Here is a 15,435-nt window from a genome sequence, read left to right as displayed (position 1 = left end):
GCCAAAAAGACCGCTGATTTTTCAGCGGTTTTTTTTCGGCACGAGGATTGCTAAGTCTCTCGCAACATACCGTTTACTGACGGTTCGCCACCGAGAGATCAACTATGCCCCAGGCCGCTCAGATGTCTTCCGAACCCGTCTTGCCAGGTTCGCAAGTGCAGCCGTCCCCGGAAGTGGAAAGTCGACAGGGTTTGGAGCAGGCGTTCGCCCTGTTCAACCAGATGTCGGTGCAACTGACCGATTCCTACAGTCTGCTGGAAGCGCGGGTCACCGAACTCAAGGGTGAGTTGGCGGTGGTCAGTGCGCAGCGCATGGAGGAGCTGGCGGAGAAAGAGCGTCTGGCGAACCGCCTTCAACACCTGCTGGACCTCCTGCCCGGTGGCGTTATCGTCATCGATGGCACTGGCACCGTGCGCGAGGCCAACCCGGCGGCGATCGATTTGCTGGGCGAGCCGCTGATCGGCATGCTCTGGCGTCACGTCATCGCCCGTTGCTTCGCGCCTCGGGAGGACGACGGTCACGAAATCTCCTTGAAGGATGGTCGTCGCCTGTCCATCGCCACTCGTTCGCTGGACGCCGAACCAGGGCAATTGGTGTTGCTCAACGACCTGACTGAAACCCGCCACCTGCAAAGCCAGCTGGCGCGCCACGAACGGCTTTCATCGCTGGGGCGAATGGTCGCGTCGCTGGCCCACCAGATTCGCACGCCGCTGTCCGCCGCGATGATTTACGCCAGCCACTTGACCGAGCAAGTCCTGAATGTCGAAACCCAGCAGCGTTTCGCGGGGCGCCTGAAAGAACGCCTGCATGAGCTGGAGCATCAGGTGCGGGACATGCTGGTGTTCGCCCGTGGCGAACTGCCGCTGACCGACCGCTTGGCGCCGCAAGCCTTGGTCGAGGCGCTGGAGTCGGCGGCCCAGACTCACGTGCGTGACGTTTCTGTGCGTTGGCAGTGCAACAGCGCAGACGGCGAATTGCTGTGCAACCGTGACACCCTCGTCGGGGCGCTGCTCAACCTCGTCGAAAACGCCGTGCAGGCCAGTGGTCCGGGCGCGCGCGTCAAAATTCATGCGTACAACCGGGGCAACACGCTGCGGCTGTGCATCAGCGACAACGGCAGTGGCATCGACGCCGCTGCGTTGGCGCGGATCGGCGAACCGTTCTTCACCACCAAGACCACGGGCACTGGGCTGGGGCTGGCGGTGGTCACGGCGGTCGCTCGCGCTCACCAGGGACAGGTGCAATTCCGTTCGCGTCCGGGTCGCGGCACCTGTGCCATCGTTTCTCTGCCGCTGATTCCGGGCGTCAGCGCCACAGGTAACGACTCATGACGATCAACGTATTGCTGGTCGAGGACGATCATTCGCTCCGCGAAGCTCTGGGCGAAACGCTGGAACTGGCCGGCCACGATTTCCATGCCGTCGGTTCGGCGGAAGACGCCTTGCTGGCGGCGGCCGAGCGCTCGTTCAGTCTGGTGATCAGCGACGTCAACATGCCCGGCATGGACGGCCACCAGTTGCTCGCCCAGTTGCGCAGCCGCTACCCGCAATTGCCGGTGCTGCTGATGACCGCCCATGGCGCGGTGGATCGGGCCGTTGAAGCGATGCGTCAGGGCGCCGCCGATTACCTGGTCAAGCCGTTTGAGCCCAAGGCGTTGCTGGCGCTGGTCGCTCGCCACGCGCTGGGCCGTCTGGGGCCTGCCGATGGCGAGGGGCCGATTGCCGTCGAGCCTGCCAGTGCGCAATTGCTGAACCTGGCGAGCCGCGTGGCGAAGAGTGATTCCACCGTGCTGATTTCCGGCGAGTCCGGGACCGGTAAGGAAGTATTGGCGCGCTTCATTCACCAGCAGTCGCCCCGGGCGGGCAAGCCGTTCATTGCCATCAATTGCGCCGCCATTCCGGACAACATGCTGGAGGCCACGCTGTTCGGCCACGAGAAGGGCTCCTTTACTGGCGCCATCGCGGCCCAGGCGGGCAAATTCGAACAAGCCGATGGCGGCACGATTCTGCTCGACGAGATTTCCGAGATGCCCATGGGCTTGCAGGCCAAGCTGCTGCGGGTTTTGCAGGAGCGCGAAGTGGAGCGCGTCGGTGCGCGCAAGCCTATCGAACTGGACATCCGCGTGCTCGCCACCACCAATCGCGATCTGGCGGGCGAAGTGGCGTCGGGGCGTTTCCGTGAAGACCTGTTCTATCGCCTGTCGGTGTTTCCGCTGGCGTGGCAACCGCTGCGTCAGCGTCCTGGCGATATTCTGCCATTGGCTGAGCGTCTGCTGGCCAAGCACGTCAACAAAATGAAGCACGCGCCGGTGCGGTTGTCGGCCGAGGCGCAGAAGTGCCTGGTCGGTTACAGCTGGCCGGGCAATGTTCGCGAGCTGGATAACGCCGTGCAGCGTGCGTTGATTCTGCAGCAGGGCGGCGTGATTCAGGCTGAGGACTTCTGCCTCGCAGGCCCGATCAGCTTCGCCTCGGTCATTCCGTCTGCGCCGGTGCTTCAGGTTCTGCCCCCGCTGCCGACAATGCCCAGTGTCACGGAATCGTCGTCGGAGACAATCGGCGGCGAATTGGCCGGGGCGCTGGGTGAAGACCTGCGTCGCCGCGAGTTCCAGATGATCATCGACACCCTGCGCGCCGAGCGCGGCCGCCGCAAGGAGGCCGCCGAACGCCTGGGTATCAGCCCGCGTACATTGCGCTACAAGCTGGCGCAGATGAGGGATGCGGGGATGGACGTTGAGGGGTATCTGTTCGCTTCCTGAATAGAACGCTGATCCCGAGTAGGAGCGCGCTTGCCCGCGATAGCGATCGACCGGTCAACTTTTCCAGTGGCTGACACGACGCCATCGCGGGCAAGCGCGCTCCTACAGGGCGAGTGTTCGCAAAGAACCACCGTTGGGCTCAGTCCTGCGTTCTGTAACCCTTCCAATACTTTCATGAAAAGCTGGCACAGTGCCGCCATTGGTCTGGCACCGTTGTTGCTACTACATGGGTAACCGCTGAATCGGTGTCAAAAATTTGCGGCCCCTTTGAGAGAGAAGTCCATGAGCCAAGGTGTTGAATTTAATCGCTTGATGTTGGACATGCGCTCCATGCAGATGGACGCCATGGCCAAGCCGAAGGGCATCGAAGCCCCGGAAATGGCCAGTGGGACCCGTTTTTCCGACATGCTCGGCATGGCGGTTAACAAGGTCAACGACACCCAACAGGCGTCGAACCAATTGTCGACCGCATTCGAGATGGGCAAGAGCGGCGTGGACCTCACCGATGTGATGATTTCCTCGCAGAAAGCCAGCGTTTCGTTTCAAGCGCTGACCCAGGTACGCAACAAGCTGGTTCAGGCGTACCAAGACATCATGCAAATGCCGGTTTGAGGACGATTTAAGTCATGGCTGAAGCCGTCGCCGATAACGTACCTGCAAAAGCGGGTGCGACAGGAAGCAAGCCCCCGGTGTTCGGGCTGGCGTTCCTGCAAAATCTTTCCGAGATGACCATGCTGCGTCAGGTCGGCCTCATGGTCGGTCTGGCCGCCAGCGTGGCGATTGGTTTTGCCGTCGTGCTTTGGTCGCAACAGCCAGACTACAAGCCGCTTTACGGCAGTCTGTCGGGCATGGACACCAAGCAGGTGATGGACACGTTGGCCCAGGCTGACATTCCGTACACCGTTGAGCCGAACTCCGGTGCCTTGCTGGTCAAGTCCGACGACCTGTCCCGTGCCCGCATCAAGCTGGCCGGTGCCGGTATCGCGCAGACCGATGGCAACGTCGGCTTCGAAATCCTCGACAAGGATCAGGGCCTCGGCACCAGCCAGTTCATGGAAGCCACCCGTTATCGTCGTGGCCTGGAAGGCGAACTGGCGCGCACTATTTCTAGCCTGAACAACATCAAGGCTGCTCGCGTTCACCTGGCGATTCCGAAAAGCTCGGTGTTCGTCCGTGACGACCGCAAGCCGACCGCTTCGGTGCTGGTTGAAATGTACGCTGGCCGCAGCCTCGAACCGGGCCAAGTGGCTGCCATCGTCAATCTGGTGGCGACCAGCGTTCCCGAGCTGACCAAGTCACAGGTCACCGTCGTCGACCAGAAAGGCAACCTGCTGTCGGACCTGGGTGAGAACTCGGAATTGACCATGGCGGGCAAGCAATTCGACTACACCCGTCGCATGGAAACCATGCTGACTCAGCGTGTCCAGAACATCCTGCAGCCAGTGCTGGGCAATGACCGCTACAAGGCAGAAGTGTCGGCCGACGTTGATTTCAGCGCGGTCGAGTCCACCGCCGAGAGCTTCAACCCTGATCAGCCTGCATTGCGCAGCGAGCAGACCACCACCGAACAACGCTCCAGCGGCAGCGGTCCGCAAGGCGTGCCGGGTGCCTTGAGCAACCAGCCACCGGGCCCGGCCACTGCGCCACAGAACGCCACCGCCGGTGCCGCAGGCGCTGCCGGTCCGATCGCCCCGGGCCAGCCGTTGCTGGACGCCAATGGTCAACAGATCATGGACCCAGCCACCGGTCAGCCGATGCTCGCGCCGTACCCGGCCGACAAACGTAATCAATCGACCAAGAACTTCGAGCTGGACCGCTCCATCAGCCACACCAAGCAACAGCAGGGCAAGATCAATCGCCTCTCTGTCGCTGTCGTGGTGGACGATCAGGTCAAGCTCAACCCGGCCAACGGCGAAACCACCATGGTGCCGTGGACCGCCGATCAATTGGCGCGCTTCACCCGTCTGGTGCAGGACGCCGTCGGCTTTGACGCAGCCCGTGGCGACAGCGTGAGCGTGATCAACGTGCCGTTCTCCACCGACCGTGGCGAAGTGATTCCTGACATCGCCTTCTATCAGCAGCCCTGGTTCTGGGACATCGTCAAACAGGCGATGGGCGTGATCTTCATCCTGGTGCTGGTGTTCGGCGTGCTGCGTCCGGTGCTGAACAACATCACTAACCCGAAGAGCAAGTACGCAGGCGATGCCGAACTGGGCGGCGGCGTCGCGGGGATTGGCATGGATGGCGAGCTGGCCAATGACCGCGTGAGCCTGGGTGGTCCGCAAAGTATTCTGTTGCCGAGCCCGACCGAGGGTTATGACGCGCAGCTCAACGCAATCAAGAGCCTGGTGGCTGAAGACCCGGCTCGTGTGGCTCAGGTCGTAAAAGAGTGGATTAACACAGATGAGTGATAGTCGTGCTGCTGCGGTCAAAATGACCCGTGTCGATAAGGCTGCGATCCTGCTCCTCACCCTCGGTGAGACGGACGCCGCTCAGGTGTTGCGCCACATGGGCCCTAAAGAGGTTCAGCGTGTGGGCGTGGCCATGGCGCAGATGCGCAACGTGCACCGCGAGCAGGTCGAGCAGGTGATGAGCGAGTTCGTCGACGTCATCGGCGACCAGACCGGCGTGGGCATCGGGTCCGACGGCTACATTCGCAAGATGCTGACGCAGGCACTGGGCGAAGACAAGGCCAACGGCCTGATCGACCGCATCCTGCTGGGCGGCAACACCAGCGGCCTGGACAGCCTGAAGTGGATGGAGCCGCGCGCCGTTGCGGACGTCATTCGCTACGAGCACCCGCAGATTCAGGCGATCGTCGTCGCGTACCTCGACGCCGACCAGGCCGGTGAAGTGCTGAGCCATTTCGACCACAAGGTGCGTCTGGACATCATCCTGCGCGTTTCGTCGTTGAACACCGTACAGCCGGCGGCCCTGAAAGAGCTGAACCAGATTCTTGAGAAGCAGTTCTCGGGCAACGCCAACACATCGCGTACCACCTTGGGCGGTATCAAGCGTGCAGCGGACATCATGAACTTCCTCGACAGCTCGATCGAAGGCCAGCTCATGGATTCCATCCGCGAAGTGGACGAAGACCTGTCGACGCAGATCGAAGACCTCATGTTCGTCTTCAACAACCTGTCCGACGTCGACGACCGTGGCATTCAAGCCCTGTTGCGCGAAGTCTCTTCCGATGTGCTGGTGCTGGCCCTCAAGGGTTCGGACGACGCCATCAAAGAAAAGATTTTCAAGAACATGTCCAAACGTGCTGCCGAGCTGTTGCGCGACGACCTGGAAGCCAAAGGCCCGGTTCGTGTCAGCGACGTGGAAGCGGCACAGAAAGAAATCCTCACCATTGCCCGTCGTATGGCGGAGGCCGGGGAGATCGTTCTCGGCGGCAAAGGTGGCGAGGAAATGATTTAACAGTAGGTGCAGTCGATGTTCAGCTCCGATAAAGAAGCACCCAGCGAGCTTATCCGCGCCAAGGATCTGCGTGGGATCGATGTCTGGACATTGCCCAGCTTCGATCCTCATGTGGAAGAGCCCGAGCCGGAACCGGTGGTTGAGCCGGAGCCTCAGGAAAGCGAAGAAGTGCCGCTGGAGGAAGTCCAGCCACTGACCCTCGAAGAGCTGGAAAGCATCCGTCAGGACGCCTACAACGAAGGTTTCGCCATCGGCGAGAAAGAGGGTTTCCACAGCACCCAGCTCAAGGTTCGCCAGGAGGCCGAAGTGGCTTTGGCGGCCAAGTTGGAAAGCCTCGAAACCCTGATGACGCACTTGTTGGAGCCCATCGCCGAGCAGGATGCGCAGATCGAAAAATCCATGATCCAGTTGGTCGAACACCTCGCTCGGCAGGTCATTCAGCGCGAGCTGAAAACCGATTCCAGCCAGATCGGCAAAGTGCTTCAGGACGCCCTGCGGCTACTGCCCATGGGCGCCACCAACGTGCGCATTCTGGTCAACTCCCAGGACTTCGCCCAGGTCAAGGCGCTGCGTGAGCGTCATGAAGAAAACTGGCGCATCCTCGAAGACGACACCTTGCAGCCGGGCGGGTGCCGGGTCGAAACCGAACACAGCCGCATCGACGCGACCATCGAGACACGCTTGAGCGTGGCGATCGCCAAGATGTTCGACCAGCTGCACGAACAAGCCCTGCACCCGACGGTGCCGGACGTAAGTGTCGATCTGGAAGCCGCGATCAAAAGTGCCGAAGACCTGATGCAGAAAAACGCGGACGCGTCCGATGCGTCTTGAGCGCACCAGCTTCGGCAAACGCCTGAGCGCCTACCCTGACGCCATCAGCTTGCCCGTTCAGCCCGTGGTCGAAGGCCGCCTGCTGCGCATGGTGGGCCTGACGCTTGAAGCGGAGGGTCTGCGTGCGGCGATGGGCAGCCGTTGCGTGGTGATCAACGACGACAGCCATCAACCGGTGGAAGTCGAAGCGGAAGTCATGGGCTTTGCCGGTGGCAAGGTTTTCCTCATGCCCGTGGGCAGCGTCGCTGGCATTGCGCCGGGCGCGCGCGTGGTGCCGCTGCCTGACACCGGGCGTTTGCCGATGGGCATGACCATGCTCGGTCGCGTGCTCGATGGCGCCGGTCGTCCGCTGGACGGCAAGGGCGGCATGAAGGCCGAAGACTGGGTGCCGCTGGACGGCCCGACCATCAACCCGCTCAAACGCGACCCCATCAGCCAGCCGCTGGACGTCGGCATTCGCAGCATCAACGGTTTGTTGACGGTGGGTCGCGGCCAGCGTCTGGGCCTGTTCGCCGGGACCGGCGTGGGTAAATCCGTGCTGCTGGGGATGATGACCCGCTTCACCGAGGCCGACATCATTGTCGTCGGGCTGATCGGTGAGCGGGGCCGTGAGGTGAAGGAGTTCATCGAACACATCCTCGGTGAAGAAGGCCTCAAGCGTTCTGTAGTCGTCGCATCCCCTGCAGACGACGCGCCCCTGATGCGTCTGCGCGCGGCGATGTATTGCACGCGGATCGCCGAATATTTCCGCGACAAGGGCAAGAACGTCCTGTTGCTGATGGACTCCCTGACCCGTTTCGCCCAGGCCCAGCGGGAAATCGCCCTGGCCATCGGCGAACCGCCCGCAACCAAAGGCTATCCGCCGTCAGTGTTCGCCAAACTGCCGAAACTGGTGGAGCGTGCCGGTAACGCGGAGAAGGGCGGCGGTTCGATCACCGCGTTCTACACCGTTTTGTCCGAAGGCGACGACCAACAGGACCCGATTGCCGACTCGGCGCGGGGCGTGCTGGACGGCCACATCGTGCTGTCGCGGCGCCTGGCGGAAGAGGGTCATTACCCGGCCATCGACATCGAAGCGTCCATCAGCCGGGTCATGCCATCCGTGGTCTCGCCCGAGCACATGGTTCAGGCCCAATACTTCAAGCAATTGTGGTCGCGCTACCAGCAGAGCCGTGACTTGATCAGCGTCGGTGCCTATGTCGCCGGGGGGGATCGCGAGACGGACACGGCGATCAATCTGCAGCCGCAACTGGTGCGTTATCTGCGTCAAGGGCTGCACGACAACGAGAGCATGGAGAGCAGCGAAGCGCAGCTGGCGAGGATCTTCAATCCTCAGGCCGGGGGCTGATAGCCCATGGCCCAGAGTCGCGCCGCCCGACTGGCGCCGGTGGTGGACATGGCCGAAAAGGCCGAAAAGACCGCCGTTCAGCGTCTGGGGCATTTTCAAGGACAGGTTCGGCTGGCCGAGAGCAAACTCGGCGAGTTGGAGAAGTTTCGCTCCGACTATCAACAGCAATGGATCGACAAAGGCGCCAATGGCGTGTCCGGACAGTGGCTGATGAACTACCAGCGCTTTCTCAACCAGCTTGAGACGGCGGTGAGTCAGCAGCGGCAGAGTCTGAACTGGCACCAGAACAACCTGAATAAAGCCCGGGGTGAATGGCAGAAGGCGTATGCCCGGGTCGAGGGGTTGCGCAAGCTGGTGCAGCGGTACATCGACGAGGCGAGAGCGCTGGAAGATAAGCGCGAGCAGAAACTGCTGGATGAGTTGTCGCAGCGGTTGCCGAGGGTTGATCAGCAGTTTTAGGGGCTTTTAGTTTCGCGTGTATATCCGTTGCTGCGGTAACGGCGGCTTATGGTTCCACCCTTACGGCGGGTCACTTTTGGCAAGAGCGCCCGGAATGCCGGCCCAGCCAAAAGTAACCAAAAACGCTTTGCTCCTGGTTTGGCCCTGACGCAGTCAGGGCCAAACCAGGAGCAGGCACCCTTGGTTACTTGGGGTGCTTTTCCAAGTAACTCGCCGGAGGCGAAATCTTCTGCCCCCAGGCAGAACCCACAACAAACTCCATTTGCCGCGCCGCAAAACCAATGCTAAAACTTCACCCGTCTGACACCGTTTCACATAAGGGATTTGTCATGTCAGTAACTTCCGATCGTTCTGCAGACGAGCAGCAACTGACCATCAAGATCAAGGGACGCTTTGACTTCTCGACGCACCAGGACTTCCGCGGTGCCTATGAAAAGGAAAACAAGGCCAAACGGTACGTGGTCGACCTCAAGGAAACCAACTACCTCGACAGCTCGGCATTGGGCATGTTGCTGTTGTTGCGCGACCACGCCGGTGGCGATCGCTCCGATGTGCGGCTGGAAAACTGCAGCAACGACGTTCAGAAAATCCTCGCCATCTCCAACTTCTCCAAACTCTTCCGCATCGGCTGATGGTGGGTTCCGCGCCACCCGAGCGCCTGACGATCCTCATCGCCGATGACAATGCCAGCGACCGCATGCTGCTCTCGGCGATCATCAGCCGCCAGGGCCATGAGGCGCTGAGCGCGTGCGATGGGGCCGAAGCTGTGGCGCTGTTCGAACAGCGCCGCCCGCAACTGATCCTGATGGACGCCCTGATGCCCGTGATGGACGGTTTCGAGGCTGCTCGTCGGATCAAGGAACTGGCGGGCGAATCGCTGGTGCCGATCATCTTCCTCACCTCCATGACCGAAGGCGAAGGCCTGGCTCGCTGTCTCGATGCGGGCGGCGATGACTTCGTTGCCAAGCCCTACAACCAGGTGGTGCTGGCGGCGAAGATCAACGCGATGAATCGCCTGCGCCTGTTGCAGGAAACGGTCCTGCAACAGCGCGACCTGATTGCCCGGCACCACAAGTACCTGCTCAACGAACAGCGCGTCGCCAAGGCGGTGTTCGATCAGATCGCTCACTCCGGTTGCCTGAGCGCGCCGAACATCCGCTACCTGCAATCGCCTTACGCGCTGTTCAACGGCGATTTGCTGCTGGCGGCCTGGGCGCCGTCCGGCAACATGCATGTGCTGCTTGGCGATTTCACCGGCCATGGCCTGCCTGCCGCCGTGGGCGCGATGCCGCTGGCGGAGGTGTTCTATGGCATGACGGCCAAGGGGTACGGTCTGCCGGAAACCCTGCGCGAGATGAACGCCAAGCTCAAGCGTATCCTGCCCGTGGACATGTTCTGCTGCGCCGCGCTGCTGTGCGTCAACTTCAAGCAGCACCTTGTCGAGGTGTGGAATGGTGGTTTGCCGGACGGTTACCTCCTGCATGGCGACGGCCGCCCGCACACGCCGCTGGTGTCGGCCCACTTGCCGCTGGGGGTGTTGAGCGCTGGCACGTTCGATGACAACACTCAGGTCTATCCCTTTGGTCCGGGGGATCGGGTATTTCTGCTCTCCGACGGCGTGGTGGACAGCACTGACGAAACAGGCGAGATGTTCGGCGCCCGGCGTTTGCAGAACGTGTTCGTGACCAACCGCAACCCGGCGATGCTGATCGAAGAAGTGCAATGGGCGTTGGCGCGGTTTCGCGGGCAGGTGCGCGATGACGTCAGCATGCTGGAAGTGGGCTTCACCGAGCCGGAATCCCTCGGCCCGCCGTCGGTGATCTATACCGACAGCGGCGATTCCAGCCCGCTCGACTGGTCCGCGAGTTTCGAATTCCGCGCCTCGACGCTCAAACGCTTCAATCCGTTGCCCTACCTCTTGCAGCTGTTGCAGGAGGTCCATGGCCTGCGCCAGCAGAGCAGCGAGCTGTATATCGTGCTGGCTGAGCTGTACAGCAATGCCCTGGAACACGGGGTGCTGGGGCTGGATTCGGCGCTCAAGCAAAACGCCGAAGGCTTTGCGCTGTACTATCAGCAGCGAGGTGAGCGGCTGGATAACCTGGAAGACGGGTTCATCCGCTTTAATTTCCAGGTAATCCCGATGGGGCAGGGTGGACGCCTGACCGTCGAGGTGCACGACAGTGGCCACGGTTTCGATGCCGAGCATGTGCTGGCATTGCCGCCTGCGGTCGATCAATTGTCCGGGCGAGGTCTGAGCCTGGTGCGTCAACTCAGCGACCGGTGTCGCTGGTCGGAGGATGGGCGCACGGCGTCTGTGGAGTTTGCGTGGGAGGGTCTGGCATAATCCTGCGCATCTTGATCAAGGAGCGAGCAAGCATTGAACACTCATGTGGATTTGACCGTACTCAGTACGTTGCGCGATGTCATGGAAACTGAATACCCGGCATTGCTGCACATCTTCATCAAGGACTCGGAGGCCCGTGTCACGGATCTGAACGGTCTGATTCACCACCCCGATTTCTCCCCGGCGTCACCCACTCAACTGCAAACCCTGCGCTCGATGGCCCACAGCTTCAAAGGCAGCAGCGGCAACATGGGTGCCTCGCATCTGGCGGAATTGTGCCACCAGCTCGAAGAGCTCGTCCGGGATCAAAGCGCTGTCAGCGGCGCGCGGATTTCGGAGCTGGTCCGGGCCATTCATCTGGAATTCAACGTGGTACGAGACCTCTTCGACGTTGAATTACAGACCACGCTGACTCGACACTGACACGTCGCGACCACTGGAAAACCGAGTTGATACAGATGTGGCCCGCCATTTGCTAGGTCTCTGGGTAATCGTGTCCTTGCGGAGATCAACATGGCCCTCGCCAACAACCCCCTACTGACGGCTCTGACGGCTGCCAAAGCCCAGAAAGCCAGCGCCGCCTCGTCGGCGAAGGCCCCCGACCCCGTCAAGGACAAGGCTTCCAGCTTTTCCAGTGTGTTCGCCAAGCAGTCTGCGCCGAAGTCGAACTCCGTCGACGACAGTCCGTCGAAGCCGGCCAGCGCCAAGACTTCGGCGGTCGACAATAAGCACGACGACAAGCAAACGTCTGCCGCTTCCGACAAGACGGTTGCCGAAAACGGCAATGCCTTGCCTGCCAAATCCGTTCACGCCAAGGACAGCGACGACGGCAAGGGCAGCAGTAGCGACAACGATGACGATGATGACGACGACAGCGAAGATGACACCACCGAAGCGGCCAATGCGGCCGACGCGACCGCTGTGGCGGATGGGTCGGTAGCGACTCCGGTCGTTGATCCTTCGCTGTTGGTCGTCGCGCCTCAGACGCCGGTCCCTGCGCCGGTGGTAGACGTGCAGCCTGTGGTTGACCCTGCGTTGCTGGCAGCCACTGCGGCTCCGGTGGTTGCGCCGCCTGTTGCTCAGGCGCCGACGACGGCCACTGACGATCAATTCGATCCGTCGGCCGACCCGCTTGAAGGTCTGACGGCCGTGCAAGTCGCGCTGCAGAACAAGACCCAACAGACCGCCCAATTGAACGGTCACAGCAACGACGCGAGCAAAACCGACGCCAGGCAGGACACGAATGCCGACCCTGCCCAGATGTTGGCAGGCACGCTGGCGGCGCTGGGCGACAAGGCGGCGGACAAAGACGCCACTGAAGGCGGGGGTGACAAGGCGTTCAGCGGCTTGCTCGCCGATGGCCTGAAAGACGTCAAGACCGCCACCAGCGACACCCGCGTCGATAACTTTGCCGAGCGTCTGGCCGCGTTGTCCCAGGCTGCACAAGTGAGGACCAGCACGCCAGCGCCCGCGCCGCTGATCAACCAGCCCTTGGCCATGAACCAGAGCGGCTGGACCGAAGGCGTGGTCAACCGCGTGATGTACCTGTCCAGTCAGAACCTGAAACAGGCCGACATTCAGTTGCAACCGGCTGAATTGGGCCGTCTGGACATCCGCGTCAATATGGCGGCAGACCAGCAGACCCAAGTCACCTTCATGAGCGCCCACGTCGGTGTCCGTGAAGCGCTGGAAAGCCAGATGGGCCGTCTGCGTGAGTCGTTCGTTCAACAGGGCATGGGGCAGGTCAACGTCAACGTATCTGACCAGTCCCAAGGCTGGCAGCAGCAGGCTCAGCAGCAACAGTCCGGCGACGGCCGGCGGGGTAACGGTTCGCGCGGCGTCGGCGGTGCCAGCGACAGCGACCTCATCGCCGACGGCGCCCCGGTTGACGCAGCCTCCGCAGCGGCCAACGCGCCGTTGACGGTCGTGGGGTCCAGCGCCGTCGACTACTACGTCTAAAACGCCCGGGCGTTTCAGGCAGCGGCGCTGAAAAGCAGCTGTGAATGGCGAGCTACAAGCGGCAAGTAACAGCAACATCAAAAGCGGTGAGTGCGAGAGAGACCCCGGTTTCTCCCGCCTCACCGCTTTGCTTTTTCTCGTAGCTTGAAGCTCACTACTCAAAACTGCTTCTCTGCTTTTCCTCGAAGCTTGCAGCTCAAAGCTCGCCGCTGCCGTTCTGGCACACACCTTGCTCTCCCTCTGTCACGCAACACCGAACCCCTTGGATAGTGACGGATTATTGGCATGGCGAAGAGCGACGACGCAGTTAAAGACCCGGCGAAGAAAGGCAAGTTGAAGGTCATCATTCTGGTGGTGGTGGGCTTGTTGCTGGCCATTGGTCTGTCGGTCGGCGCGACCTGGTTCATCATGCACAAGGCCGAAAGCAAGCCTGATCCAGCCGCTGTCGCCGAGGCGGCCAACGCCAAGAAAGAGGCGATCTTCGAACCGCTGACGCCGCCTTTTGTCGTCAACTACAACGTCAACGGCCGTCAGCGCTACATGCAGGTCAGCATTACCCTCCTGGCCCGTGATCACGCGGACCTGGAAGCGCTGAAGGTGCACATGCCGGTCATCCGCAATAACCTGGTGATGATGTTCTCCGGTCAGCCGTTCGACACCATCGCGACCCCTGTCGGCATGGAAATGCTGCGTCAGAAGGCTGCCGCGGTGGTGCAGGAAGTCGGACAGAAAGAGCTGAACAAAAGCGTCATCGAACAGGTTCTTTTCACTAACTACGTACTGCAGTAGGACCACGACATGGCCGTGCAAGACCTGCTGTCCCAGGATGAAATCGACGCGCTGTTGCACGGCGTGGACGATGGTCTGGTGCAGACCGAAAGCGTTATCGAACCGGGCAGCGTCAAAAGTTATGACCTGACCAGCCAGGACCGCATCGTCCGCGGACGCATGCCGACCCTGGAAATGATCAACGAGCGTTTCGCCCGTTACACCCGTATCAGCATGTTCAACCTGCTGCGCCGTTCTGCGGACGTGGCGGTGGGTGGCGTGCAGGTGATGAAGTTCGGCGAATACGTGCACTCGCTGTACGTGCCGACCAGTCTGAACCTGGTCAAGATCAAGCCGTTGCGTGGCACCGCGCTGTTCATCCTGGACGCCAAGCTGGTGTTCAAGCTGGTGGACAACTTCTTCGGTGGCGACGGTCGTCACGCCAAGATCGAAGGCCGGGAATTCACCCCGACCGAGCTGCGCGTGGTGCGGATCGTGCTGGATCAGGCGTTCATCGACCTGAAAGAAGCCTGGCAGGCGATCATGGAAGTCAATTTCGAGTACATCAACTCGGAAGTGAACCCGGCCATGGCCAACATCGTCGGCCCGAGTGAAGCCATTGTGGTCTCGACGTTCCATATCGAACTCGACGGCGGTGGCGGCGACCTGCACGTGACCATGCCGTACTCGATGATCGAGCCTGTGCGTGAAATGCTCGACGCCGGTTTCCAGTCCGACCTGGACGATCAGGACGAACGCTGGGTCAACGCGCTCAAACAGGACGTGATGGACGTGTCGGTGCCGTTGAGCGCCACGGTGGCCCGTCGGCAGCTCAAACTGCGGGACATCCTGCACATGCAACCGGGTGACGTAATTCCGGTAGAGCTGAACGATCATCTGGTGATGCGGGCCAACGGCGTACCGTCGTTCAAGGTCAAGCTGGGTTCGCACAAGGGCAATCTGGCCCTGCAAGTGGTCGAGCCGGTCGAACGCCGCTGACGCTTTGCCGTCAGCTTCAAAATGTGCTGTGTAAACGAATAATGCTTGTCGAGGATCACCATGGCTGATGAAAACGAAATGAACTCCACAGACGACCAGGCCCTGGCCGACGAGTGGGCTGCGGCCCTGGGTGAAGCGGGCGAGGGCGGTCAGGCTGACATCGACGCGCTGTTGGCCGCCGACGCCGGTAATTCGACCAATCGTCTGGCGATGGAAGAGTTCGGCAGCATGCCGAAGAACAACGGCCCAGTGTCGCTGGACGGTCCGAACCTGGATGTGATTCTCGACATTCCCGTGTCCATTTCCATGGAAGTGGGCAGCACCGATATCAACATCCGCAACCTGCTGCAACTGAACCAGGGTTCGGTGATCGAGCTGGATCGTCTGGCGGGTGAGCCACTGGACGTGCTGGTCAACGGCACGCTGATCGCCCACGGTGAGGTGGTGGTGGTGAACGAGAAGTTCGGCATCCGCCTGACCGACGTGATCAGCCCGAGCGAACGCATCAAGAAGCTGCGTTAAGTGGGCGGTTTCTGTGTGAAGGGGCTC

Annotated in this window: 15 protein-coding genes; all 15 read left to right on the top strand. The window is 61.3% G+C overall.

Features of this window, described 5'->3' with window-relative positions; translation table 11 throughout:
* Positions 1-122: 122 nt before the first annotated feature.
* Positions 123-1,331: an ATP-binding protein gene (locus AAEO81_RS21655; RefSeq protein WP_256665378.1), complete on the top strand. Its 1,209-nt coding sequence runs from the start codon at positions 123-125 to the stop codon at positions 1,329-1,331.
* Positions 1,328-2,755, top strand: coding sequence for a sigma-54 dependent transcriptional regulator (locus tag AAEO81_RS21650; RefSeq protein ID WP_341958966.1), 1,428 nt, complete (start codon positions 1,328-1,330; stop codon positions 2,753-2,755). The genes AAEO81_RS21655 and AAEO81_RS21650 overlap by 4 nt, the downstream gene beginning before the upstream one ends.
* Before the next feature lie 282 nt (positions 2,756-3,037).
* A complete protein-coding gene (fliE, locus tag AAEO81_RS21645; RefSeq protein WP_166597996.1) occupies positions 3,038-3,367 on the top strand; it encodes a flagellar hook-basal body complex protein FliE in 330 nt (109 codons plus the stop codon).
* A 14-nt stretch (positions 3,368-3,381) separates the two neighbouring features.
* Positions 3,382-5,166 carry a flagellar basal-body MS-ring/collar protein FliF gene (gene fliF / locus AAEO81_RS21640; RefSeq protein ID WP_341958965.1) on the top strand — a complete coding sequence of 595 codons (1,785 nt, stop codon included), beginning with the start codon at positions 3,382-3,384 and terminating at the stop codon, positions 5,164-5,166.
* Entirely contained in the window at positions 5,159-6,178 is a 1,020-nt protein-coding gene (gene fliG, locus AAEO81_RS21635) for a flagellar motor switch protein FliG (RefSeq protein ID WP_074758780.1), read from the top strand. The genes fliF and fliG overlap by 8 nt, the downstream gene beginning before the upstream one ends.
* 15 nt (positions 6,179-6,193) lie before the next feature.
* Positions 6,194-7,009, top strand: coding sequence for a flagellar assembly protein FliH (gene fliH, locus AAEO81_RS21630; protein WP_341958964.1), 816 nt, complete (start codon positions 6,194-6,196; stop codon positions 7,007-7,009).
* On the top strand, positions 6,999-8,357 hold the full coding sequence (gene fliI / locus AAEO81_RS21625; protein WP_341958963.1) for a flagellar protein export ATPase FliI: 1,359 nt from the start codon (positions 6,999-7,001) through the stop codon (positions 8,355-8,357). The genes fliH and fliI overlap by 11 nt, the downstream gene beginning before the upstream one ends.
* Positions 8,358-8,363: 6 nt before the next feature.
* Complete coding sequence (fliJ, locus tag AAEO81_RS21620) at positions 8,364-8,816, top strand: flagellar export protein FliJ (RefSeq protein ID WP_341958962.1); 453 nt, start codon at positions 8,364-8,366, stop codon at positions 8,814-8,816.
* Between the two features lie 329 nt (positions 8,817-9,145).
* Entirely contained in the window at positions 9,146-9,448 is a 303-nt protein-coding gene (locus tag AAEO81_RS21615; RefSeq protein ID WP_166598688.1) for an STAS domain-containing protein, read from the top strand.
* Positions 9,448-11,160 carry a fused response regulator/phosphatase gene (locus AAEO81_RS21610; RefSeq protein WP_341958961.1) on the top strand — a complete coding sequence of 571 codons (1,713 nt, stop codon included), beginning with the start codon at positions 9,448-9,450 and terminating at the stop codon, positions 11,158-11,160. Before AAEO81_RS21615 ends, AAEO81_RS21610 begins: the two co-directional genes overlap by 1 nt.
* Positions 11,161-11,193: 33 nt before the next feature.
* Positions 11,194-11,583 (top strand): Hpt domain-containing protein, encoded by a 390-nt coding sequence (locus tag AAEO81_RS21605; RefSeq protein ID WP_166598686.1) that lies wholly within the window; start codon positions 11,194-11,196, stop codon positions 11,581-11,583.
* A gap of 90 nt (positions 11,584-11,673) precedes the next feature.
* Positions 11,674-13,119, top strand: coding sequence for a flagellar hook-length control protein FliK (locus AAEO81_RS21600; protein ID WP_341958960.1), 1,446 nt, complete (start codon positions 11,674-11,676; stop codon positions 13,117-13,119).
* Positions 13,120-13,404: 285 nt separating this feature from the next.
* A complete protein-coding gene (fliL, locus tag AAEO81_RS21595) occupies positions 13,405-13,908 on the top strand; it encodes a flagellar basal body-associated protein FliL (RefSeq protein ID WP_166598684.1) in 504 nt (167 codons plus the stop codon).
* 9 nt (positions 13,909-13,917) lie between these two features.
* Complete coding sequence (gene fliM / locus AAEO81_RS21590; RefSeq protein WP_166598683.1) at positions 13,918-14,886, top strand: flagellar motor switch protein FliM; 969 nt, start codon at positions 13,918-13,920, stop codon at positions 14,884-14,886.
* A gap of 60 nt (positions 14,887-14,946) precedes the next feature.
* The gene (gene fliN / locus AAEO81_RS21585; protein ID WP_341958959.1) at positions 14,947-15,408 is read left to right on the top strand and encodes a flagellar motor switch protein FliN; all 462 of its coding nucleotides are present in this window, start codon (positions 14,947-14,949) and stop codon (positions 15,406-15,408) included.
* Positions 15,409-15,435 lie beyond the last annotated feature (27 nt).

The sequence above is a fragment of the Pseudomonas sp. RC10 genome, assembly GCF_038397775.1.
GTDB lineage: Bacteria > Pseudomonadota > Gammaproteobacteria > Pseudomonadales > Pseudomonadaceae > Aquipseudomonas > Aquipseudomonas bambusae.
Note: the sequence above shows the minus strand (reverse complement) of the source record. Positions and strands in the feature narration are given on the sequence as shown.

What these genes read in the sequence shown, in the direction of transcription:
- AAEO81_RS21650 (WP_341958966.1), top strand. Translation starts at nt 1,328, where the DNA reads ATGACGATCAACGTATTGCTGGTCGAGGACGATCATTCGCTCCGCGAA.
- fliG (WP_074758780.1), top strand. Translation starts at nt 5,159, where the DNA reads ATGAGTGATAGTCGTGCTGCTGCGGTCAAAATGACCCGTGTCGATAAG.
- AAEO81_RS21600 (WP_341958960.1), top strand. Translation starts at nt 11,674, where the DNA reads ATGGCCCTCGCCAACAACCCCCTACTGACGGCTCTGACGGCTGCCAAA.
- fliF (WP_341958965.1), top strand. Translation starts at nt 3,382, where the DNA reads ATGGCTGAAGCCGTCGCCGATAACGTACCTGCAAAAGCGGGTGCGACA.
- fliM (WP_166598683.1), top strand. Translation starts at nt 13,918, where the DNA reads ATGGCCGTGCAAGACCTGCTGTCCCAGGATGAAATCGACGCGCTGTTG.
- AAEO81_RS21655 (WP_256665378.1), top strand. Translation starts at nt 123, where the DNA reads ATGTCTTCCGAACCCGTCTTGCCAGGTTCGCAAGTGCAGCCGTCCCCG.
- fliL (WP_166598684.1), top strand. Translation starts at nt 13,405, where the DNA reads ATGGCGAAGAGCGACGACGCAGTTAAAGACCCGGCGAAGAAAGGCAAG.
- AAEO81_RS21615 (WP_166598688.1), top strand. Translation starts at nt 9,146, where the DNA reads ATGTCAGTAACTTCCGATCGTTCTGCAGACGAGCAGCAACTGACCATC.
- fliE (WP_166597996.1), top strand. Translation starts at nt 3,038, where the DNA reads ATGAGCCAAGGTGTTGAATTTAATCGCTTGATGTTGGACATGCGCTCC.
- AAEO81_RS21610 (WP_341958961.1), top strand. Translation starts at nt 9,448, where the DNA reads ATGGTGGGTTCCGCGCCACCCGAGCGCCTGACGATCCTCATCGCCGAT.
- fliJ (WP_341958962.1), top strand. Translation starts at nt 8,364, where the DNA reads ATGGCCCAGAGTCGCGCCGCCCGACTGGCGCCGGTGGTGGACATGGCC.
- fliN (WP_341958959.1), top strand. Translation starts at nt 14,947, where the DNA reads ATGGCTGATGAAAACGAAATGAACTCCACAGACGACCAGGCCCTGGCC.
- fliH (WP_341958964.1), top strand. Translation starts at nt 6,194, where the DNA reads ATGTTCAGCTCCGATAAAGAAGCACCCAGCGAGCTTATCCGCGCCAAG.
- fliI (WP_341958963.1), top strand. Translation starts at nt 6,999, where the DNA reads ATGCGTCTTGAGCGCACCAGCTTCGGCAAACGCCTGAGCGCCTACCCT.